We start from the raw sequence: 21053 nt of genomic DNA on the forward strand, positions 1-21053 counted from the left end.
CACAACCCGGGCGGGAAGTGATGACTGAACCCATTGGTTGCAAAGCCACAAACGATGGCGATCAAAAAAATCTGGATAAGGTCCTGTCGGGTTGGTTCCAATTAACAAGGCAATTTTTTGAATTTAGTTTTTGTCCGTTTTCGGGAAGTAGCACCGCGGTATCGCAGGTCATTCTGAATGGCTGGTTTGGGCCATCTAATACCTTGGGACGTTGGGCGGATTCCAAACAATGGCTGTCGCCACAAAGGCACCCCGGCCAACAGTGGAAGTCGAATTGTCAACGAGTTTGATAGCGCCTCACTTCGGGACACAATTTGCATTTGCTTGCCCAGTTTGGACGTCATCTTTTGGTTGCGTAAGATCAAGGTTGTCTCCATCGTCCATTCATTGGATTCAACGCGGTGAATTGAAGATGAAGGATTTGGGATCGGGGTTCCCCGAATGGACTGAACTCGGCCAAGATGGTGGCCTTGACCCTCTTGGTATGCAGCGGCCAATAGAGGTGATTTATCAATCCCTTCTTCCAGGCATCAGCACCATCACGTTGCGATTCAGGTACTATGCCTTCTTTGTCTGGATGCTCGAGGTCTACGCCAAGGAGAATAGAAACACCGATCCCGCGGCTTTCAGGCGATTTCAGCGTCGCTGTGAAGCCCTTTTTGCCCTTATCGCTGCCCGGGGCAGCACTGAGTTGGGGGTTGCAGGGATCGATTGGGCGCATAGGCAGCTTTCCAGCGTCCCCGATAATTCAGCCGCTAACATCGACTTCTCGGTGGGAGCTGATCCGGAAGCGGACCTCGCCCAGCGTTACTTGCGGAACAAAGGTGGTGCCTTCGGTGGCATCTATGCGACGCAGATGTACGAGATGGGGCTCATCACGTTAGGTGACGATCAGAACCCAATCTCGGTCTGTACAGACCGTGCGCTCCCACTGGCAAACGCCTTTGCTGAGGAAATCGGTGACTTGGCTGTTCTGTTCTTGGGGCGCGTGGCAGCCGGTACGGTGTCTCTCCCAGACCTCGATAGGTTGGCGCCGATGAAGCCGTCTTCGGTCATTGCCGGCAGTAAGGAGCATTCGCTGTTGGTCGAGGTTCTTCTGGGCCGAGTCTCGTCTGCATCTGTATCGGACCAATTGAGACGGTCCACTGCGCGGATGTTACTCCAGCTCATCGCCGTGGCGAACGATGTTCCCCACGCCGAGGCGGTGAAATGGGAGTGGTTTGGTGCCGGAAAGCAGGAGGTGCGATATGACTCCGATACCGATGACGTCCGCGATATGTGGGCCCTGTATCAAGCCTGCGATCTGATGCGCCTCGCCTACGAAAACACCCTTGATCTTGCGTTGGACATTTTGCAAGGCGCTGAGATGCGACGAATGACCTTGGGAGCGCTCGTTGCTGAGCTACTCGATTTGGCCGACGTGCCCAAAGGGATGACTTGGGTAGAGTATTCTACTGGCCTCGTGGAGAAGGCCGAGCCTGCCGCCTCCGCGAGACTTGCTGATGATACTATGATGGAAGCGCGTGCGTCCGGTGATCGTTCTGAACGGATGCAAGCTGTCCTGGTGCTCATAGCGGCCCTTGCGAAAAAGGCGGCAGCCTTCGGCGAGTTGTTAGATAATGCGTTGGATGCACCTGATCACTTCCATTCCCTGAGGACAGAGGTTCGCTTTCTGGAAGCAAGAGCACACGACGATGCCCAAAGCGTCGTGGATGCAATGATCCGTGAACGTGTCCTGAAACGCCACCTATGGGTGGCGTCACGCAAGTTTCGCAACCAGAAAGCTTATACCTTCCTGATTGAGCCCGAAGAGGGACTATTGCGATACAGGGATAGATTTCGGGTTTCACCAAGCAGCCCCCGCCTGGAGCAGGCGATGAAGTTCCTCCGGGACGTGAAGCTGATCGATGACACTGGCCTGACTGCTCTCGGCCGCGCGGAACTGATGTCGAATGAAGTACTTTGACGTTTTTGCCGAAAGCGGATTTCACTCGGCATTCCTTACGACCTATGCCTTCGGCGCGCAGGCGTTCGAGGACGTGCCCTTTTCGAAACTACGGGGGGCAAAATGTCGGAACATCGTGATCCTCGCCGACCGGCAGATGGCCAATCAGAGCTTCGCGGAACTCGGGTCGCCACAGTTCGCAGGTAGCAGCTACCACCTTATCAAGGCAGATGCTCCGGGCGCTTTCCACCCCAAGATCACGCTTCTCATCGGAGCAAAAAAGGGCAGGCTTTTGGTCGGGTCCGCAAACCTCACTGCTCTGGGTCTTGGCGGCAACAAGGAACTGATCGCAAACCTAAACTACAACGAAGAGGCACCCGGCAATGCCGGCCATTTTGCCGATGCATTGTCCTATATCCGCAGCAAGGTTCCCCCGGGCGATCTTTGGTTCGCGACCGCAATGCAGAGGGCGCTTCGCTCTGCGTCCTGGCTGCGAGACGCGATCGAAAACCCTCTGCCATCCGAAGATACAGAGCCGGAAGTTGCGCTGCTGACAGATCGTGTAAATGCGACAATAGTCGACCAAATCGCAACGAACATTGGAAGTGATCCGATTGATCGGATGGTCATTATATCGCCCTATTGGGATATGAAGCTCGAGGGACTGTCACGCCTACGTGCGAATCTGGGAATGCCACCCGCGGATCTGCTGATTGATGCAGACACTACATATTTTCCGAAGTCCGAATTGCCTCGGTTGACTGACGTTGAGCTATTTCGGGTTGCTGCTTCCGACAACAAGCGTTTCGTCCATGCAAAACTGATCATTGCGCAGGGGCGATCCTGGGATCACGTGATATCCGGTAGCATGAACTGCACTTTACCAGCTTTGCTTGGGCCAACAGTAGCCCGCGGCAATGCAGAGGCGGGAATATATAAACGCGTTCCGTCCGGTACTGCGCTTGCTGCACTCGGTCTTGAAACCTACCGCAATAGGCCTTTGCAGATGCAGGATTTGCACGACTTGGCATTCGCTGCCATAAAAAGCCCTAATGAAGATAAGTTCGTCGATGGTGGAACCCTGATCTTGCAGTCGGGACGGATCGCTTGGACTCCCCCCACGAGCAAAACCATGCGAAAGCCTGCTGCCATCGCCCTACTGGATAGGGATGGCTCTGAGTTCGGCAAGCCAATCGACCTCACCCGGGGGGACAACATGGAATGGCATGTGGACGTTGAAACACGCCGACCCCGATCTGGTGTAGTCCGTTACGCGGACGGCTCAGTTTCTGCGCCGGTCCAGATTATCGACCTCGACGTCCTTTCAGTACGCACATTGCCTCCGGCACAAGGCCGAAAGAAGTCGCTGATCGATACCCTTGCCGAGACCATGAACGAAGACCTGATCCTGATTGAGACCTTGAACCAACTTGAAGCCCTCGAATTTGATGAGGCGAGCGTGAACGACGGCAATCTGCCCAAAGCCATGACTGCGCCCTCCCCGGTGTCCGAAGACCAGCAGCATGCCGTCCTGACCTATGAGGAATTCGTTCGTGCGCGCAGCAGAGCGATTATGCAAGGCAGTGTATTTTCGGGATCTTTGTCTACACACCATGATAGCGCAGCCAACTCGCTGAGTGTCGCGTTGAACCGGATTATCGGCCTTGTCGGTGTCGACTTGAATGCCGACGAAGACCGCGAGCTGAATACCATCGCCGCCATGGATTTCCGTGTGACAGAACCCGAGGCTCCGGAAGAAAATACAAAACCTATGCAGCCAGAGATTGCCTATAAGCCCGCGAACGCAACGAAACGGGCCGTGGCGACAGCAAAGAAGATGAAAGAGGCCGTCGACGCGTTCGAAGAAAGATGCCGGTCTCTGAAAGGCAGGCCAATCACTACCGCCGAGCTCGTCCGGCTGCGAGCACTACTGCAAATCCTGCTTTCGCACGCTCAACCAATCCGAGGGGAAGCATTACCAAATCAAATCCTGCCGATTCACACCAAGGGCAGCTACGACTGGCCACGTCTGGTTGGAAGGTTGCTCAATCAGCATTTCGGAACCGCGCGGGCGTTACAAACGTTGCAAGTTGCCCAAGACGAGACAGAGCAGAAACGTGTCCTTGAATACCTTGCAGTGGCAGATTGGGCTGCGCGAGCGGCGGTCGCTGCGGCGGCATCGGATCCCAAAACCACAGAACTGCGTCGCCCCTTGGGTAATCTGGCGAAGGCGCTCGCGGCACAGGTTGCTGTTGCCATCAAAGACATTGAGGGAGACAAGGCCTACCTCAATGAACTCCTCTTGAAGCTTGACGAGCGCTTTGCCGACCGGCTTGCGCTGAGGCGGAGGCAGTTCCCAGAATTCGATTGATGTAGTGGGTCCAATCATCGGTACCGGGGGGCGTTGCGAGTAACCAGCGCGAAGCGATTTTTTTAGGTTTCGACACGAACAGAGTTCGAAAAGTGCAAGAGTGCGTCAAAAATCACACAATTTGCTGTTTTTGAAGCTAAAAATTTTCAAAAGTCCTTCTTCTTTGAAATCAAACGCGTGTGAGGACTGACGGAAGAAAAACGGTCGAAAATTTCCGCGAGAGATTACTAACGCTCTGAAAAATATGACCTTAAATTCTTGATCTCGAAGCGTCGTAGATGCATTTGCCGAGGAATGAAGATCGACCCAGATGCAAAAACCCCCGCCCGCCGAATTCACAAGCGCGGCAAGAGCCAAAAGGCCAATTACCTGTCTGGGCCGAAGCTCGCTGGCATGGTTCAGACCGAGAGCAGTTTGGAATCGGCCGCAGTGTACTTGGGCATGATCGACCCGCGGGTGAGGGAGATCGCGCCCCAACCGGTCACGTTCGATTTGGACACGGGTAAGATCTATGGAACGAAGGATGATTTGACGCGCGAATACGTAGGGTCCGGCAAGTCTCCACGCGCTTATACCCCCGATTTACTGTTCACGCTCAACTGCGGAGATCAGGTTTTCGTTGAGACGAAATCCAACTGGGTTATCGCGAAAGATCCTGACTGCCTCAAGCTACCTGCACGATTGGCTCTTTTTGGGCACCGGCTTCTTTTGGTGACCGACGAAGTCATCACGTCAGCCCTTTCGTATAACGTGAAGCTGCTGCGCCTTCACGCCGATTGTGTTCTGACCCCGCCTGTGTTGAACGCGGTCGCCAAACTTGGAGTGGGTCCCTTTACTGTTGTCGACGCGATGCAAGCGACCGGCCTGCGTAAGCGTGACATCATCGGATCCATTCTGAGCGGCGCTCTCAGATGTGACATCCAGATCCACGAAATCAAACCGAAGACATATCTTTGGGCAGCGGGTGGCAGTACTGCCCACCTTGAGATCCTAAGCCTATGACGGACCTGATTGAAAAGTATGACGGGCGCCGGATCGTCATAGATGGAGTTCAGCACGAAGTCATTGGTCGAATTGTTGGGCGACCTGCCGTGCAACTCAAGTCACCGGAAGGCATCATACACGAAATATCCAACGCAGATTTTCGGTTGCACATTTCACTTGGCAACGTTGAAGAACTCGAAGAGGCCCAGCCATCAGGTCGGTATAGGAGCGGTGAAGAGAGGCTAAACGCAGAGTTTCGCTCTGAAGTCATCAGCATGGCTAAAAAGCTGGGGAATGATGGTTTCACTTGGGAAAAGCGCATCGCGTTGATGCGAGAGCGGTTCCTCAAAGACCAGCGTTTCGCCAAACATGCAGAAAGCTTTCCTGGTGCTCGCGCTATCCAGAAATGGATCAAAGCACATCGCGAGCGCGGCGACGCAGGACTTCAGGACGGTCGCTACCGATCAGGCAACAGGACAACGCGTCACGATGCGCTCTTTGAAGAGATCGTCCTCGATATCCTCGAGAAGCAATACAAGAAAACCGACCGCAAGACGCCAAAAGCCGTTTGGAGGGACGCGCGGGCCGTTTACCTCGAACGCTGCGACAGCCAAGGCATTGAACCCCAGTCGCATGGCCAAAAGATTGTTGATCGCATTATTCGCGAATTGCCGCATTCAGATGTTGTGAAATCTCGCATCGGCGGCCATGAGGCCAGAATGCGGCTCTTGCAGGCGGGGCGATTTGCCCGGGTGGAGAGACCATTCGAGCGTGTCGAAATGGACTGCACGCAAGTCGACCTTTTTGTCGTTGTGGACGAAGCGGACACCGCTGTTCGACCATGGCTCTGTGCGGCCATTGATTGCGCTTCGGGGCAGTGTGTAGGTATGCAGCTCAGCATCAAGGAGCCATCATCTGTACTGACGGTCCAGACGTTAAAGGAAATGATGCAGCCCAAATCTGCCGAGTTCTTTGACGCGTTCGAGATCACCAACAGGTTTCAGTACTATGGTCGCCCGCTGGAGGTTGTGACGGACCAAGGTTCCGAGAATTCGGGTGATGTCATTGAAAGCGCAATCAAGGCTGCTTCCTTTGAATTGAACCCAAACCTACCTGGTCACCCGCATAGAAAACCATTCATAGAACGGTTTTTTAGGACGATGAATTCGTTCCTGATCACTCTGCCCGGAGCCACCGTGTCGTCTGAATTGACGGGCAAAGATCGCATAAAGAAGGGAATGCGAGAAGCACGGCTCTCGTTTCAAGAGTTGGAAGTTGTTTTGCAGAGATGGCGCCATGATGTTTTTGCGACGACCCCACAGCGTAGAATTGAGTCGGCCATCAGGGCCACCGAAAGTCCACTTAAGTGCGCGCAACGTTTGAGCGAAGAGTATTTCGTTCCGGATCCGCCAAGTCCCGAGCAAATAAACCAGATGTTTTTTGGTGGCCATGAAACGCGCGTATTACACCGGTATGGGATTGAATTCGAGCGCATCCAGTACTCATCAAGCGGGCTCAGGAAGCTGTTCGATGATCTCGGTGATGGCCAAAAACTTGCGATCCGGTATGACCCAACCGATATACGCGCGATTGGGGTCATCCACCCAACCGAAAATACGATGCTTATCGTCCCGGCCAAAGAAGAAGACCTGCCGGCGATCTCTCTTCATGAGCTTAAGCGTATTCGTAAAACCATGACACCTGAACTCGATGAATATCTTTCAGGGCAGAAGGTTCTGGCAGCGATTGCGAAAAAGCACCACCACGGAGACAAACCTACAGGAACGAAACGCAAGCAACGTCAAAAGCAACACGTTCAACGCATGCGGGATGCTGAGATTATCGAAAACTCGAAAACTGCCCCGCCAGCGCTGGAAGAAATCGAACGGGCCGTCAGTGAGATTTCAAGTGGGTCTCGAACCGTTCTCAAGCGGCCAGAATCATTGCCCGAAATTGAACGGAGAAACAGGAAATGACCGGCACGTTTGATCCAAGCATTTTGGATATCAGGATCCGGCATCACGCATATGACGAATGCTTCGATGAAATGCTCAGCGCTGTTGATTTGGCGCGACATCAAAAAGGCGCTGTCATCCCGCTGCTTGGGCCCACCAGATGCGGAAAGACCGATCTGCTCAATGATCTTCAGGAGAAACTTTCCCGTACGACGCAGGGTTCGGGAAGGACTGTGCCATCTCCAAATTTCGGTCTGCAGACGATCCCGGCGAAACCGAATGACCTCGACTTGTATCGCGCAATGTTGATGTCGATCGGTTATTCGTATGGTGCACGGGAGCGAATAGGTGATCTTCGGACGCGTTTGATACAGAACGTGCGAGACGAGGATGTTGAGATCATCGCTTTCCGCATATGCGCGGCTGATACGATGATGCTTCGCTACATCCCTTAGAGCCAATTTTGAATAGAAGTTTAGGTACAGGCGGCCGCACATTGGGCGCCTGATGTGGGCAGGTGAAGTGTCCCGCTTTGTGCGTGACAGTCGGGACTGATCGATTGGAAGGCGGTTTATGCGCGGCGCGATGGAAATGAACGGCTGCTTTTGAGGTTTAAGGCAGCCAGCTCGAACACGAGTTTGACGGTTGCGGCCTTCGCGCCGTTCCGCGCGTTCGAGCTGTTGGCCCCTGGCATGTTGGGGGATCAAATCCACCATAAATCTGTTGAGCTTGGAAGCCTGAGTGCTTCGGATGTGCCCGTAAAGTGATAGACCACCGAGCGTCTTCATGCGATTGGCCGGAATTTCCCCTTCTTTCCACCCAAATGGCAGTCTCTGTTTTACGCCTCGCATGTCGCCTGGACGTGTTAATTCAAGGCTTTCCATACAGACCAGTGCATCTGTTGACGGCGCTTCTGTGTTGGAGTTAGCTTGCAACCAACTCGAAACATTCAAATCTGACGGTTTTCTTCTAACCAAAGTCAAGAAAGGCATAAGGATGCCGACGACCTTCGAAGTTATGTTCCTCGGCACGTTTGCGGATATCGATCCGACCGAGGGCAACGATGACATGGAAAATGCGGCAAGCCTGGTAGGTTTGACATTCGGGTCCGCCGCAGATCCGCTGGCCTTTGGAAATCAGCGCACGCTGACCCCGGTCAACTTTTCCGGCGGTAACGCAGGCGTTTACGACACCGATAACAATCTTTCCAATGACACGTTCAGTTTGAATGGCGGGCCGGCGCAGACCTTTGACTCGGCTGTGCTCTACAATGCGACCATCACCTATACCGACGGCACGCCGCCGGCGGTGATTTCTGCCGTTTTGATGCAGGATACCGATGGCAATCTCTACCTGGCTCCGGAATCAACGAACAACGCCGATCAGGCAGCTCTGACCGCGGCACCCATTCAAAGCCTGACAATCAATTCTGTGATCCGGGATTTTGACATCTCCGGATTGTCCGCTGACCGTGCGGCAACTGATTTTGTGTGCTTTGCCAAGGGAACGCTGATCCGGACCGCGCAGGGCAACCGGCGGGTCGAAGATCTTCAACCTGGCGATCTGGTCTGCACTCTGGATCGGGGAATGCAGCCGATTCGCTGGATCGGATCCAAGCGTATTGATTTGAGCCAAGCCGGTGGCGAGGTGGAAAGACTGCGCCCTGTCCGGGTCACCGCAGGCGCCCTGGGTGGCGGTCTGCCGAGGCGGGACCTTTTGGTGTCCCGCCAACACCGCTTACTGGTGTCATCGAAGATCGCGGCGCACATGTTCGGCACCCGGGATGTATTGGTTGCGGCCATCAAACTGTCCGAGCTTCCGGGTATTTATGTCGATGAGGACGTCGAAGAGGTCGAATATTTCCATTTTCTTTTCGACCGGCACGAGGTGATCTTTGCAGAGGATGCTCCGGCGGAGAGCCTTTATACCGGTGCCGAGGCTCTGAAAGCGGTGTCGCCTGAGGCGCGGCAGGAGATCCTGACGCTCTTGCCTGAGTTGGAGGATGGGGCTTTTGCCCCGGCGCCAGCGATCCCTGTTCCTCAAGGCCGACGACAGAAGCAACTCGTTACCAGGCACGCAAAGAACGCTAAGCCATTGCTGGAGACCTATCCGGCTGAATAGGCTTTATGATGCGGCCTCAGCGACGGAGCCTGTCGCTTTTTGAGAGCTAACTACAGTGCGGACAGAGAGTGAAGGGTGACCGGCACTCAGACAAATACTATGTTTGCCAGACTGCTGAGACGGCATTCATCGCTGCTGTGATCCCTGCTTTCAGAATATCAAACATCTGGTGGATCTCCGCTTCGCTGATGATCAGCGGTGGAGAGAACACGCACATGTTGACGATGGGACGCAGGATAAGCCCGCGTTTCTGACATTCTGCATCGATCATCGCACCAAGCTGATAATCTCGCGCCAGATCGCTTTGTGCATCGCCGGACTCAGAGCATTGCACGCAGCCCATCAACCCCATTCCGCGGGTGTCTGCGACGATGTCTATCTGTGAGAGCTCCTGCAAGTGGCTCTGAAAGACGGGTGTCACTTGGCGCACATGGTCGAGGAGGCCTTCCCGCTCGATGATCTCCATGTTTTTGAGACCCACGGCAGCGCTGACCGGGTGGCCGGAATAAGTATACCCGTTGGAAAAGGTTGCGTCGCGCCCCGCCACATCGTCGATCAGCCGATCCGAGACGATGAGCGCACCCATCGGGGAATAGCCCGACGTCAGACCTTTGGCGCAGGTAATGATGTCGGGTTTGATGCCGAAGACATCCTCTGACGCGAACCAGTGGCCCAGACGGCCAAAGGCGGTGACGACCTCGTCGGAGATGTAGAGGACGTCGTGGCGGTGACAGACCTCAAGACAGCGCTTGTGGTAACCCGCTGGCGGGACAATGACGCCACCCGAGGCGAGGATGGGTTCGGCGATGAAGGCGGCCACCTTGTCGGCGCCCAGTGTCTGAATCGCGTTTTCCAGATCGGCGACTTTATCGTTCAAAAAGTCTTCGACGGTCTGATCTTTTGCGCGGTAAAGCGGGTTCACGTCGGGAAGGAAATGCGTGAGATCGTCTGCCTTGTCGAGCCACAGACGATCACGTTCCTTTCCACTGACACTGGCGGCCAGATAGGTGCTGCCGTGGTAGGCTTTCTGGCGCGAGATGATGATCTTTTTCTCGGGCCGCCCAAGCAGATTGTTGCGGAACTGGACAAAGCGAATTGCCGTGTCGACCGCGGTTGAGCCGCCGGTGGTGAAAAAGACATGGTTCAGATCACCCGGCGCGCGTTTGGCGATCTCTCGCGCGAAACGGGCGGCGGTGGAGTTCGTGTTGCTGAAGGGCGAGAAATACGCGAGTTGCCGCGCCTGCTCAGCCATCGCCTGGGCCATTTCTTCGCGACCGTAGCCAATCTGCGTGCACCACATGCCGCCCGGGCCGTCGATCAGCTTTTCACCCTTGTCGTTCACCAAGTAAATGCCGCTTGCCCCCTCGACAAGGGTCCTGTCGTTCCGGCCAAGGGTTTCCATCCCCTCCCACGGATGCAGGAAGTGATCGTTGTCCCATTGTTTGGCGTCGGTGTTATCCACGAGGTGCCGCCATTTCTTGCGCTGTCATGACGATTGGGAACTCTTCGCGGACCTGAGCATCTGCCGCGCCAAAGTAGTTCGGGAAGTGGCTGTTCAGGATTGTGGTTGCTTTGTCGCGGGCCCGCTCCAGCAGGTCGGTTTTGCCTTCGTTTTCCCATGTGTCGGTGCGCTCACGATCCATCAGCCGCGGGTAGACGAATTCGCTGTTCATGTAGCTCAGCGTGTGTGGGTTGCCGAGGAAATGGCCCGGATCGATGGCGCATTGGTGGATCACGTCCACGGCCATGGTTTCATCGGTCACCTCGATGCCGCGCAGAGAGCGCAGGATCATGCCCCCCGCTTCGTCATCAATGACCATGCTTTCAAAGCTGCATCCCATCAGGCTGCCGATCATGCCTCCGAATTCACACAGGCGATTGGCCCCGGCGTGGGCGGCGAGCGTGAAGGTCAGCGCCTTTTCCAGCCCGTATTGCGCGTCGGGGATTTTGGCATCGGTCATGCCCGCACCCACGGATGTGGGCAGGCCATAGAAGTTGCCCATCTGAATGGCCGCGGCCCCGATAAGCGCCTGTTCACCACTGCCGCCGGTGAAGGACCCGCTGCGCAGGTCGGTGATGAACGGCCAGGCGGCGAAGCAAACCGGACAGCCGGGCGTGACGAGGTTGACGATAGCGAAACAGGCAAGCGTTTCGGCCACGGTTTGCACCAGCGTGCCCGCAAGCGTGGCCGGCGCCGTGGCCCCGGCCTGCGGTGGCACGGCCAGATCGACGGTCAGGCCCAGCTTGGCGGTGTCGATCAGCATTTCCATGTTTTCCTTGCCGATCCGCAGAGGCGAAACGATCGGGCATCCGCCGAAGATGACACTGGGCTTTTTGATGAAGCTGCCCTCGCCGCCCTGGGCCAGGTCGAACATGCGGATGGCATAGGGGATATGGCTGCGATCACGGAACGTCAGGCAGGCAGGCTTTTGGCTACCGGCAAGCATTGCGTAGACGACGTTCATGTCATGGGTAAAATCGTCGACCACATCGGTTGCAAGCACCGTGTCGCCCAGCATGTGGATGTTTTCGAGCTGGTCCACCAGCCGGGTGAAATCATAGACGTCACGCAGATCGGACGGGCGATAGGACCTGGTTTCGTAGTCAAAGGTCGTGACTGCAGTGCCCGAGTTTGCGAAATAGACGCTTTCCGCCGTGCAGTGCATGTCATCTTTGCCTTCACGCTCACCCCGGGCGTAGACGTAGAACTCCTTTGCGGCGCCGGCGAGGATGTCGTCCATCAGCGCGCGGGGAAAGCACAGGCGACCATGGTCGTTCAGCACCGCCCCTTTGGGCAGCACGAGGTCCAGGAGCTCAGAAAAATGGTCGGTGACGCCCGTGTTTTCCAGAACGGTGAGCGCGGCGTTGTGGATGTTTTCCATGTCGCGCTGTGTCAGCGGCTTGTAGCGCCCGCCGCTGAGCCCGCCGCGCACGGCCTCGTTTCCGGTTGTTGCCTGCTGAACGGCAATACGTGCGGCGCGTCCACCGCCACCGCGGCGCCGCGAACGGGGTGTTTCGGTTGTGCTGTTCATGACGCATCCTCTGCCAGGTCGATTATTTCACGGCGAAACCAATCCTTGTCGGCTTCTGCCTTGGGGCGTTCGAAATCGCGGGCGGCGCGGTGGCCTGCAAAGACCGCATCGACGATCAGCCCGGGTGACGCGGCATCGCCGATGAGTTCCAGGGTTTTCAAGCCAGCCCCTTTCAACGTGTTGTAAAGAGCCGTCTCGCGGCGGCGTTCGGTGACCAGAACCGTTGAGGCGCAGGGGAAATCGGTTTCGCGACCGGTGAAGGCGCAGCCGATACGCGCCACGTCGCTTTGCAAGGCCGTCAGCACCTGATTGCAGCGAATGTCGACGCCAAGCTCGATCAGCCGGGCCTGGATATGGGATTGCTCCAGAGTGTTGACGGCGTAGGCTGAGACCAGACTTTCAGGCGTGACGAAGATCACCTGATATCCGGCGGTTGCCAGCTTTTCGGCAATCACGCCCGCCAGATAGATGTGGTCGTCATCATAGATCGTCACCGGGCCTTCCGGGGGCAGCGTGCCGTTCAAGATGTCATCGGGCGTCAGCACTTCGGCATCGGACGCGATTATGGTAGGGTGGCGTTGGGTGCTTCGCCCAATCCCATCTTTGCGCCAATGGCAGCCGGTGGCGACAAAGACATGTTCGATGCCAAGTTCTGCCACTTGCTCGCCATCAAGCCGGCTGTCGGTGAACAGCTGAACATTGCCCCGCTGTTTCAGATCGTTCAGGCGATGGTCTGCCACACGCGACCAGGCGGCGAGGCCGGGAAGCCTGCTTTCTTTCGCGACACGCCCGCCAAATTCGGAGGACGCCTCAGCCAGAGTCACCTGATACCCGCGTCTTGCCAGTTGCATGGCGCATTCGAGACCGGCTGGACCGCCGCCGATTACCAGCGTTTCCGCGTCGCTCTCTTTCGGCGCAATGATCTCAGGATGCCAGCCGCGCCGCCATTCCTCGCCCATGGTCGGGTTTTGGGTGCAGCGGATCGGGATGCCCAGATTGTCAGATGACACGCAGATGTTGCAGCCGATGCATTCGCGGATTTCGTCGACCCGACCTTCTTCGATCTTTTTCGGGATGAATGGGTCCGCGATGGAGGGCCGCGCGGCGCCGATGAGGTCGACAATGCCCTTCTTGACCATCGACAGCATCATATCGGGCGAGGTCAGGCGGCCGACGCCGACCACCGGTTTCCGGGTCATCTGTTTGACGTGGGACAGGAACGCGTTCTGATAGCCGTCTTCCGGCTGAAACCGTGTCGTGGCGCTGTCGTTGGACCAGTTGGCCACATTCACATCCCACAGGTCCGGCAGGTCGGACAAAAGCTCGACCACGGCACGGCCTTCTTCCGCGGCCTGCATGCCATCGGCCCCCATCATCTCATCAATGGCAAAGCGGAACGCCACGGCGCAACTACCGCCGACGGCCTCGTGCGTATCTTCCAGCAGTTCGCGAGTCAGGCGCACACGGTTTTCCAGCGATCCGCCATATTCATCGCTGCGCTGGTTCATATGCGGCAGCATGAAGTGGTGGGCCAATGTCATGTTGTGCCCGGCATAGACATAGATGATGTCGAACCCGGCATCCCTTGCGCGCAAGGCGGCGTCGCGATGCCAGCGGCGGAATTCACGGATATCGGCCTTGTCCATGGCCTGCGCCTGCTTGGGCTGTGATGTGTCGATGGACATCTCGGAAGGCGCAAGAACCGGCGCGCGGGTCAGCAGGTTTTGCGCGTGATTGCCATTATGCGCCAGTTGGATGGCCGCCAGTGCTCCATGCGCGTGCACCGCATCCGTCATTAGCCGCAATGCAGGGATATCACGCTCATCCCATAGCCGCCCTTCGGCATAAGGAGACAGGTCAGACGTCGGATGAATCTCGGTCTCCTGATTTGAAACCACGGCCCAACCACCTTCCGCCTTCATACCTCGGACAGCGGCATCGGCGCGCGGCCGGACGTGCCCCAGCCCGGTACAGTGAGGCACCTGATAGAAGCGGTTCCTGGCCGTGACCGGACCGATCCGGACCGGCTCAAAAAGCAGCGCGTATGGGTTCGCGTCTGACATGTTCACGCGTTTTCCTGTATTTGGCTCCGGGGCGCCGAACGGCCCCGGAAAAGAGTTGATGTTCTAGAAGCCGGCTTTGATCCGCTCGAACTCGGCCAGCATCTTCGCTTCAAGCTCGGGGTTCACCGCGTCAAAGAACAGGCTGCCCTCAAAAAAGCTTGTCGGGTCGGTGAAACCATAGGCTTCGATGTTGGCCTGATCGGCCATTTCAAACGCTTTGGTGTTGGAATGCGGATACCCCCAGTTGTCGATGATGTACTGGCCGCTGGCGGGATCGGTGAGCGCGTTCAGAAGGTCATAGACCTGATCGACCGGCGTCGTCGAAGATTTCAGGTGCACGTAGCCACACACCCAGGTGGCGATGCCCTTGTCCACGTCACGCATCATGGCGGCGGGCACTTCGTTCCAGATCAGGTTCAGCTCGGACTGGTTCCAGGCCCAGCCCATTTCGATCTCACCACTGGTCATGGCCTGATCCATCTGACCGGCATCGGACCAGTAAAAGCGCATGTTTGGGTGGATCGAGCGCAGGAAGTCCGATGCTTCCTTGAACTGCTCATCGCTGAGGTTGGTGTAATTGTCGGCATTTCCGGTGGCGAGCGAAGCCAGCGCATAGGCGGAAGACGCGGCATCCGGGATGGCGATTTTGCCCGCATAGGCCGGGTCAGCCAGCAATTGCAGCGAGATATCGTCCGCCGAGATCTTGTCGGTGCGGTAGATAAGGCCCGTATTCCCCCATTCAAACGGCAGCATGTAGAGCTTGCCGTCAAGAACGATGGCATCCACTTTCTTGATCTCGGGCAGCACGTCCGTCCAGTTGGTCAGCTTGCTTTCGTCCAGCGGCTGGATCAGGTCGGCTGCGACCCATTTCCGAACCGCGTCCGAACAGGGGTGAGCCAGGTCGGCGGTGAAACCCGAGGTCAGTTTGGTAAAGGCCTCTTCCTGACTTCCGAAATAGGAATAGCTCGGTGCCTCATCCCCATATTTTTTCATGTAACTGGCAAAAAAGCCTGGATCTTCGTATCCGGACCAATCGAATACCGACAGATCGGCGCCGCCGGCGCTGGCGCTTCCCGCGCTTATGGCCATCGCACATGCAAAGGCTGCAAGTCCCTGAAGTTTCATTCTATCCTCCCATTGTCTTTATTCTGTGTCCTTGCCGAGATCGATCACGCTGGCGCCCTGAAGCCCCAGCCAAACCGCATCGCCGCGGTTGAAATCGACCGTGTGAAAATAGTTGGGGACCGACACCGACACTGGCTGCGGGGCGCCTTCGACGAGAATGTGATAGTGGATGTTCTCACCATAGAAGGCGACGTTGCTGACCGTACCCTGAACCGTCGCGGGATAGTCCTCGGGCTTTTTGGCCTTGATCTCCAACTGTTCAGGTCGAATGCCAATACTCATCTCTCGGGCGCGGGCGGGCACATTGGGGTTTCTGTCGATCTCCATGTGACCGAAAGCGGCGGCTTTGATTGAGAGCGTATCGCCGTTCTCGCCCAGCAACTCGGCTGGCAATATGTTCATCTCGCCAATAAAGCTGGCCACTTCCTGATCGCAGGGGCGGGCATAAAGGGTGGCTGGCGTGTCGACCTGCTTCAGCCGCCCATTGAACATGACCCCGATGCGATCGGACATGGTCATTGCCTCATACTGGTCGTGGGTGACCATGACAAAGGTGATGCCAAGAGATTGCTGCAGGTTACGCATTTCAAACTGCATCTGTTCGCGAAGTTTCTTGTCGAGCGCAGACAAGGGCTCGTCCAGCAACAGCACCTTGGGCCGCATGATCAGTGCCCGGGCCAGTGCCACCCTTTGCCGCTGTCCGCCTGACAATTCGTTGGCGCCGCGATTCTGAAGACCGCCCAATTCGACCATGTCCAGCGCCTCGGCCACACGCTGGTCGATCTCGGCCTTGGGCGCTCGGCCACGCAGACCATAGGCTACGTTGTTGCCGACATTCAGGTGCGGGAAGATCGCGTAGCTTTGAAAGACCATGTTTGTCGGGCGGTTGTTTGCTGGCACGCCCTCCATGTCCTGACCGTCAATCAGTACGGTGCCCTCGGTCGGTTCCTGAAAGCCCGCAATCATCCGCAAAACCGTGGTCTTGCCGCATCCCGAGGGACCGAGAAGCGAGAAGAACTCGCCCTCTTTCAGATCGAGGTTGATCCCTCCGGCGGCTACAAAACTGCCATAGCGCTTTTCGACGCCCCTGAGCTCTATGATGTTTTTTTCAGTCATCGGACCTCTTGGGCGGAAGAACGGCGGCGGAAATACTCGGCCAGGACCAAAAGCAGGACCGAGGTGAGCAGCAGGATCGAGCCCAACGCCAGAACGTTTGGAAGCTTGGCGGGAAAGCGGATCTGGCTCCAGATATAGACAGGCAGGGTCGGTTGGTTGCCGGACAGGAAAAAGGCCAGGACAAACTCGTCGAAGCTAACGGTGAAGGTGACCAGCATGCTGGCCACAATGCCGGGGGCGACGACCGGCAGCGTCACGCGGCGGAAGGTTTCGAATACGCCGACACCAAGATCGTAAGATGCCTCCTCCAGCGACGCGTCAAAGTCATCGAAGGCGGATTTCAGGATCGAGACCGAGAAGGGCAGCGCAAGGAAGGTATGGCCCAGCGTGACGGTCAGCAGGGACGGCTTGAGGCCGAGGAACAGAAACAGGACCAGCATGGAGGAGGCCACGATGATGCCCGGGATGACCAGGGGCAGCATCACCAGACCCTCGGCTGCGCGCTGGCCCCGGAAACGATATCGTACAAAGGCGCGGGCGGCAAAAAGACCCATGGCGGTGGACAGAAGCGCAACGACCATGCCAACGCCAAGCGAGTTCCAAAGCGCCTGAATCAGCGTGTCCTGCTCGCCCAGCTTCCGGTACCAGTCCAATGTCCAGCCCTTTATTGGAAAGGCCACGATGGTTCCGCTGTTGAACGAAAACAGCGGCAGGAAGAGAACCGGCAGGTACAAGAAGGTCAGATACAGGAATGCGTAGGTTGTCAGGGTCGAGGGACGCTTCATCTGATCCGCCTTCCCAACCGGGTGCCGGTGATGACAAAGACGATAGCGACGAAGCCGACCGAGAGCATCGCGATCAATGACAGCGTGGCGCCGAGGGGCCAGTTGTTCGCAGCCCCGAACTGCACCTGAATGAGATTGGCGATCATCTTGCCATCCGACCCGCCGACCAGCGCCGGGGTCACATAATCGCCAACGGTCGGGATGAAGATGATCAGACAGGCGGCAATGATGCCGGGGATTGTCAGCGGCAACGTCACCCGCATGAAGCGTTGGACCGGGCTATTCCCGAGATCGGTGGCGGCCTCCAGAAGACTCGGATCGATCTTTTGCAGCGAGACATAGATCGGCAGGATCGCAAAAGGTGCCCAGGCGTGGGCAAGCGTCAGCACCACGGCGAACTCATTGTAAAGGAGAAAGCCGAGCGGCTCGTCGATCAGACCAAGCCCCAGCAGCGCCGAATTCATCACACCGTTGAACCCGAGGATGAGTTTCCAGGCGAAAACGCGCAGGAGGTAGCTGGACCAGAACGGAATGGTGATGAGCAGAAGCCAGATGGTCTTTTTCCGTGCCTTCATCGCGATGAAATAGGCGATGGGATAGGCCAGCGCGACGGTTGCAACGGTAACCGCCCCGGCAATCCAGATCGACCGCAGCATCAGGTGGCGAACCAGCGGGTCGGCAAAGGCGTCGCGGTAGTTTTTCAGGGTCGGGGTTTTGTCGAGCGTCACATAGGTCTGGGTCCAGAAGGAATAAGCGATCAGGATCACCAAAGGCGCGGCCACCAGAAAGCCCACGTAAGCGGTGGCTGGCGTGCTGAGGGCATACCCGCGGGATGTCTCGCTTCGAAAGATCACCCAACCTCCCTTCCCAATTTTCACGAGTTCTTAATGGACGATCGTCCATTTAATGTTGCGCCAGAAAGGCCTTTCGTGTCAATCTTCCCGTGAACTAGCCCTCTGAAAAGACGTCAAGCAAATGGAATCATTGGAAAAAGTAGAAGGCACAAAGGGAAGAAAGCGTGGCGCAAGGCGCGATCCCGAGGCCAACAAACAGCTTCTGATCAAGGCGACTCTCGACACGATCGCCGACATTGGAATAACCGACACCTCGGTCAGCCGCATCTGCGAGCGCTCTGGTCTGTCGCGGGGAATGATCCATTTGCATTTTGGGGGAAAGGACAATCTGCTGACCGCGGCGGCGCAGCAATTCAGCGCCGAATACTATGCCGAAATGGACCGGTTGACCGACCTTGGCCCGGATGCATCACCCGAAGATCGGGTAATGGCTGTGGTCGAGGCCGACCTGTCCGAAGTCTTGCTGAACCCCCGCAGTACCAAAATCTGGCACGCCTTCCGCGGGATCGCGAGCTCTCACCCGGGAATTGCCAGTTACAGCAGTACCCAGGATGAGAAACTGGTCGATACCTTGCGAAGGGCGTTCAGGGAAATCGCGGAGCGAAGCGGACATGATCCGGGTTTGGCAGACGATGCCACCAGCGGGACGTTGGCCCTGCTGGAAGGTATGTGGGTGAATTATCTGACCGACATGCAGGGCTTTTCTCGCAAAGGTGCAGGGGCTTTGATCCGCAGATTCCTGGCGGGTCTGTATCCAGGATGCTTCGAAGCCAGTTCGAATGAATAAACCGTTTGGCAACAGTGTTTGGCCGAGGCCGTGGCTAGCGCCTGGAAGCCTAGCCATATAAGTCGGCAATCGATACTCGGCGCCAGTTCCGAAGACTGCTTGACGATGGAAGCCTGGGGCACGCTGCCTACTGGGCCAGCGTTGGGATGCCCGGAAATGTTTCGTTTGTCTTTTTGCATTTTTTTTTGACGGCAAGGTAGTGGCATTTTGGGGGAGGTATTGAATGTCGCTGTTCGGGAAACGCGCCGAGAAATCGGTGCCCTTGCCCGAAGATCCGGGGGAGCGGCGCCAGCTAACGGTGCTGTTTTATGACGTTGTCGGCTCCACCTCGCTTGTGGACAACAACGATCCCGAGGAACTGCGCGCGGCCTTGAACCTGATCCATGTGGCCGCCCGCTCGATCCTGTCCGAGCATGGCGGGTCCCTGGAACAGATCATGGGAGACGGCGGGATTGCACATTTCGGATATCCCATCAGCAGCGAAGACGCTGCGCTGTCGGCGGTCCAGTCAGCACTCGCGCTTCTTGACGCGCGGTCGGGAATATCTGGTGCTCCCAATATTCGTATCGGGGTTGCAACGGGAGTGGTCGTTCTGTCCGATGACTCTGGCCCCGCCGTCGGCGGTCGTCTGGGTGCCATCGGGGCCGCCCCAATCTCGCGGCACGTTTGGAATCCGCGTCGGGCGTCAATCAGGCATTGGTCAGCCAGTCGACCCACGCAATGATGTGCCGCGCCATCGACTATCAGCCCGTGGATAATCTAAACCTGAAAGGGTTTCCGGATGTGACCCGGGCATGGCGCCCTGTTGCAATGCGTCCTGCAGAATCACGATTTCAACGGGATCGGGACAGTTCAAGCCCGCTGATCGGCCGTGTGGATGAGGTTGCCCAGTTGCAGGCGGCTTGGGCGCTTGCACGCAAGGGTGACGGCTCGGCAATCCTGATCGAGGGTGAGCCGGGGGTGGGCAAATCGCGGATCGTTTCGGAACTTGCCAACCATTTGGGCGAATGCCACACAATCCTGTTGCAGTGCCAGCCCCGAACCCAGGGAGAGGCGCTTTCTTCGATCATTCGCATGTATGACCGGGCACATGAGGAGGCCGAAGACCCCGCGCTTGCCAATGCAGCCGTCCGTACCGCCGAGCGGATCGGAACCCTTGAAGATGACATATCGCTCGGTCCCGAAACACGCCGTGCGGCCATAGTGACCGCGGTAGCCGACGGGTTTCTTGGTCTGGCCGAGGCACAGCCGCTTTTGATGCTGGCCGAAGACCTGCACTGGGCGGACGAGGTCACTCTTGCCGTTCTTCGACGGCTCGGGCGCGATGTCGGGGGACGGTCGATCCTGATCTTGGCGACCTCGCGACCCGAGGCAAATCTGAATGGCGAGTTGGAGGCGTTTTCGGACCTTTCATTAGCGCCTGTTGGCGCCAAGGAAGCACATGCGCTGATAGAGGCTGCCGCGCCGGGCGCTTTAACTCGGGCCACATGCGATTGGATCGTGGAAAAGGTGGATGGGAATCCTCTGTTTCTGTTGGAGCTCACCGCTTATGCGTCTGATCCGGAGGCAGCGAACGGGCATCTGACGGATATCAGCGGCGCGAATGTGATGAGCCTGCGGGACCTTCTGGGAATCTGCCGGGCGAGCAAAGCGCACGGCGCAGGTGGCCAGCGTGCTGGGTCGGGAATACCCCTATCGCCTGCTGTCACGGCTGAGTCCGCCCTACACCACGCAGGAGTTGGACGCAGACCTTCAGCGGTTGACCGACCATGGTTTGCAGGAGGCGATAAACAACGGCTACAACTATACGTTCCGCCACCCCTTGATGCGGGATGTGGCTTATGACAGCCAGTTGCGCGCGGTCCGCAGAGGTATGCACGGGCAGGTTGTCGATCTGGTCGATAGCGAACCGCCG

17 protein-coding genes are annotated in these 21053 nt (G+C 57.1%); 10 read left to right on the top strand and 7 right to left on the bottom strand.

Annotated features, from left to right (window positions below; translation table 11 throughout):
- Positions 1 to 20: 20 nt before the first annotated feature.
- The 7 genes from GOX53_RS13965 (at position 21) to GOX53_RS13995 (ending at position 9376) form a co-directional block, all read left to right on the top strand.
- Positions 21 to 290: a hypothetical protein gene (locus GOX53_RS13965; protein ID WP_171177348.1), complete on the top strand. Its 270-nt coding sequence runs from the start codon at positions 21 to 23 to the stop codon at positions 288 to 290.
- A 122-nt stretch (positions 291 to 412) separates the two neighbouring features.
- On the top strand, positions 413 to 1966 hold the full coding sequence (locus tag GOX53_RS13970; protein ID WP_171177350.1) for a hypothetical protein: 1554 nt from the start codon (positions 413 to 415) through the stop codon (positions 1964 to 1966).
- Positions 1953 to 4316, top strand: a complete 2364-nt coding sequence (locus GOX53_RS13975; protein ID WP_171177351.1) for a hypothetical protein — start codon at positions 1953 to 1955, stop codon at positions 4314 to 4316. Before GOX53_RS13970 ends, GOX53_RS13975 begins: the two co-directional genes overlap by 14 nt.
- A gap of 294 nt (positions 4317 to 4610) precedes the next feature.
- Positions 4611 to 5318 (top strand): hypothetical protein, encoded by a 708-nt coding sequence (locus GOX53_RS13980; RefSeq protein ID WP_171177353.1) that lies wholly within the window; start codon positions 4611 to 4613, stop codon positions 5316 to 5318.
- Positions 5315 to 7276: a Mu transposase C-terminal domain-containing protein gene (locus tag GOX53_RS13985; RefSeq protein WP_171177355.1), complete on the top strand. Its 1962-nt coding sequence runs from the start codon at positions 5315 to 5317 to the stop codon at positions 7274 to 7276. Before GOX53_RS13980 ends, GOX53_RS13985 begins: the two co-directional genes overlap by 4 nt.
- A complete protein-coding gene (locus tag GOX53_RS13990; protein WP_171177356.1) occupies positions 7273 to 7710 on the top strand; it encodes a TniB family NTP-binding protein in 438 nt (145 codons plus the stop codon). Before GOX53_RS13985 ends, GOX53_RS13990 begins: the two co-directional genes overlap by 4 nt.
- A gap of 331 nt (positions 7711 to 8041) precedes the next feature.
- Entirely contained in the window at positions 8042 to 9376 is a 1335-nt protein-coding gene (locus GOX53_RS13995; protein WP_254446566.1) for a Hint domain-containing protein, read from the top strand.
- 97 nt (positions 9377 to 9473) lie between these two features.
- Here the strand turns inward: GOX53_RS13995 and GOX53_RS14000 are convergent, their stop codons facing one another.
- The 7 genes from GOX53_RS14000 to GOX53_RS14030 form a co-directional block, all read right to left on the bottom strand.
- Positions 9474 to 10778: an aminotransferase gene (locus GOX53_RS14000; protein WP_254446571.1), complete on the bottom strand. Its 1305-nt coding sequence runs from the start codon at positions 10776 to 10778 to the stop codon at positions 9474 to 9476.
- Positions 10779 to 10830: 52 nt separating this feature from the next.
- Positions 10831 to 12408, bottom strand: a complete 1578-nt coding sequence (locus GOX53_RS14005; RefSeq protein WP_171177360.1) for a trimethylamine methyltransferase family protein — start codon at positions 12406 to 12408, stop codon at positions 10831 to 10833.
- Positions 12405 to 14471 carry an FAD-dependent oxidoreductase gene (locus GOX53_RS14010; protein ID WP_171177362.1) on the bottom strand — a complete coding sequence of 689 codons (2067 nt, stop codon included), beginning with the start codon at positions 14469 to 14471 and terminating at the stop codon, positions 12405 to 12407. Before GOX53_RS14010 ends, GOX53_RS14005 begins: the two co-directional genes overlap by 4 nt.
- A 63-nt stretch (positions 14472 to 14534) precedes the next feature.
- Positions 14535 to 15596, bottom strand: a complete 1062-nt coding sequence (locus tag GOX53_RS14015) for an extracellular solute-binding protein (protein WP_171177364.1) — start codon at positions 15594 to 15596, stop codon at positions 14535 to 14537.
- A gap of 18 nt (positions 15597 to 15614) precedes the next feature.
- Entirely contained in the window at positions 15615 to 16712 is a 1098-nt protein-coding gene (locus tag GOX53_RS14020) for an ABC transporter ATP-binding protein (RefSeq protein WP_171177366.1), read from the bottom strand.
- Positions 16709 to 17497, bottom strand: coding sequence for an ABC transporter permease (locus tag GOX53_RS14025; RefSeq protein ID WP_171177368.1), 789 nt, complete (start codon positions 17495 to 17497; stop codon positions 16709 to 16711). Before GOX53_RS14025 ends, GOX53_RS14020 begins: the two co-directional genes overlap by 4 nt.
- Positions 17494 to 18348: an ABC transporter permease gene (locus GOX53_RS14030; protein WP_371810314.1), complete on the bottom strand. Its 855-nt coding sequence runs from the start codon at positions 18346 to 18348 to the stop codon at positions 17494 to 17496. Before GOX53_RS14030 ends, GOX53_RS14025 begins: the two co-directional genes overlap by 4 nt.
- Positions 18349 to 18472: 124 nt before the next feature.
- Between GOX53_RS14030 and GOX53_RS14035 the strand changes: the two genes are divergently transcribed.
- From GOX53_RS14035 to GOX53_RS14045, 3 genes are all read left to right on the top strand, one after another.
- Positions 18473 to 19138 carry a TetR/AcrR family transcriptional regulator gene (locus tag GOX53_RS14035; RefSeq protein ID WP_171177372.1) on the top strand — a complete coding sequence of 222 codons (666 nt, stop codon included), beginning with the start codon at positions 18473 to 18475 and terminating at the stop codon, positions 19136 to 19138.
- 223 nt (positions 19139 to 19361) lie between these two features.
- On the top strand, positions 19362 to 19862 hold the full coding sequence (locus GOX53_RS14040) for an adenylate/guanylate cyclase domain-containing protein (protein ID WP_171177373.1): 501 nt from the start codon (positions 19362 to 19364) through the stop codon (positions 19860 to 19862).
- Positions 19805 to 20983 carry an AAA family ATPase gene (locus GOX53_RS14045; protein ID WP_171177375.1) on the top strand — a complete coding sequence of 393 codons (1179 nt, stop codon included), beginning with the start codon at positions 19805 to 19807 and terminating at the stop codon, positions 20981 to 20983. Before GOX53_RS14040 ends, GOX53_RS14045 begins: the two co-directional genes overlap by 58 nt.
- The last annotated feature ends 70 nt before the right edge of the window (positions 20984 to 21053 follow it).

The sequence above is a fragment of the Ruegeria sp. HKCCD8929 genome (assembly GCF_013031405.1).
Lineage (GTDB): Bacteria > Pseudomonadota > Alphaproteobacteria > Rhodobacterales > Rhodobacteraceae > Ruegeria.

Bases quoted from the DNA above. Each gene is read 5' to 3' on its own strand.
- GOX53_RS14040 (WP_171177373.1), top strand. From the start codon at position 19,362: ATGTCGCTGTTCGGGAAACGCGCCGAGAAATCGGTGCCCTTGCCCGAA.
- GOX53_RS14015 (WP_171177364.1), bottom strand. From the start codon at position 15,596: ATGAAACTTCAGGGACTTGCAGCCTTTGCATGTGCGATGGCCATAAGC.
- GOX53_RS13980 (WP_171177353.1), top strand. From the start codon at position 4,611: ATGAAGATCGACCCAGATGCAAAAACCCCCGCCCGCCGAATTCACAAG.
- GOX53_RS14000 (WP_254446571.1), bottom strand. From the start codon at position 10,778: ATGGAAACCCTTGGCCGGAACGACAGGACCCTTGTCGAGGGGGCAAGC.
- GOX53_RS14020 (WP_171177366.1), bottom strand. From the start codon at position 16,712: ATGACTGAAAAAAACATCATAGAGCTCAGGGGCGTCGAAAAGCGCTAT.
- GOX53_RS13985 (WP_171177355.1), top strand. From the start codon at position 5,315: ATGACGGACCTGATTGAAAAGTATGACGGGCGCCGGATCGTCATAGAT.
- GOX53_RS14010 (WP_171177362.1), bottom strand. From the start codon at position 14,471: ATGTCAGACGCGAACCCATACGCGCTGCTTTTTGAGCCGGTCCGGATC.
- GOX53_RS14035 (WP_171177372.1), top strand. From the start codon at position 18,473: ATGGAATCATTGGAAAAAGTAGAAGGCACAAAGGGAAGAAAGCGTGGC.
- GOX53_RS14005 (WP_171177360.1), bottom strand. From the start codon at position 12,408: ATGAACAGCACAACCGAAACACCCCGTTCGCGGCGCCGCGGTGGCGGT.
- GOX53_RS13975 (WP_171177351.1), top strand. From the start codon at position 1,953: ATGAAGTACTTTGACGTTTTTGCCGAAAGCGGATTTCACTCGGCATTC.
- GOX53_RS13995 (WP_254446566.1), top strand. From the start codon at position 8,042: ATGCGATTGGCCGGAATTTCCCCTTCTTTCCACCCAAATGGCAGTCTC.
- GOX53_RS13970 (WP_171177350.1), top strand. From the start codon at position 413: ATGAAGGATTTGGGATCGGGGTTCCCCGAATGGACTGAACTCGGCCAA.
- GOX53_RS13990 (WP_171177356.1), top strand. From the start codon at position 7,273: ATGACCGGCACGTTTGATCCAAGCATTTTGGATATCAGGATCCGGCAT.
- GOX53_RS13965 (WP_171177348.1), top strand. From the start codon at position 21: ATGACTGAACCCATTGGTTGCAAAGCCACAAACGATGGCGATCAAAAA.
- GOX53_RS14025 (WP_171177368.1), bottom strand. From the start codon at position 17,497: ATGAAGCGTCCCTCGACCCTGACAACCTACGCATTCCTGTATCTGACC.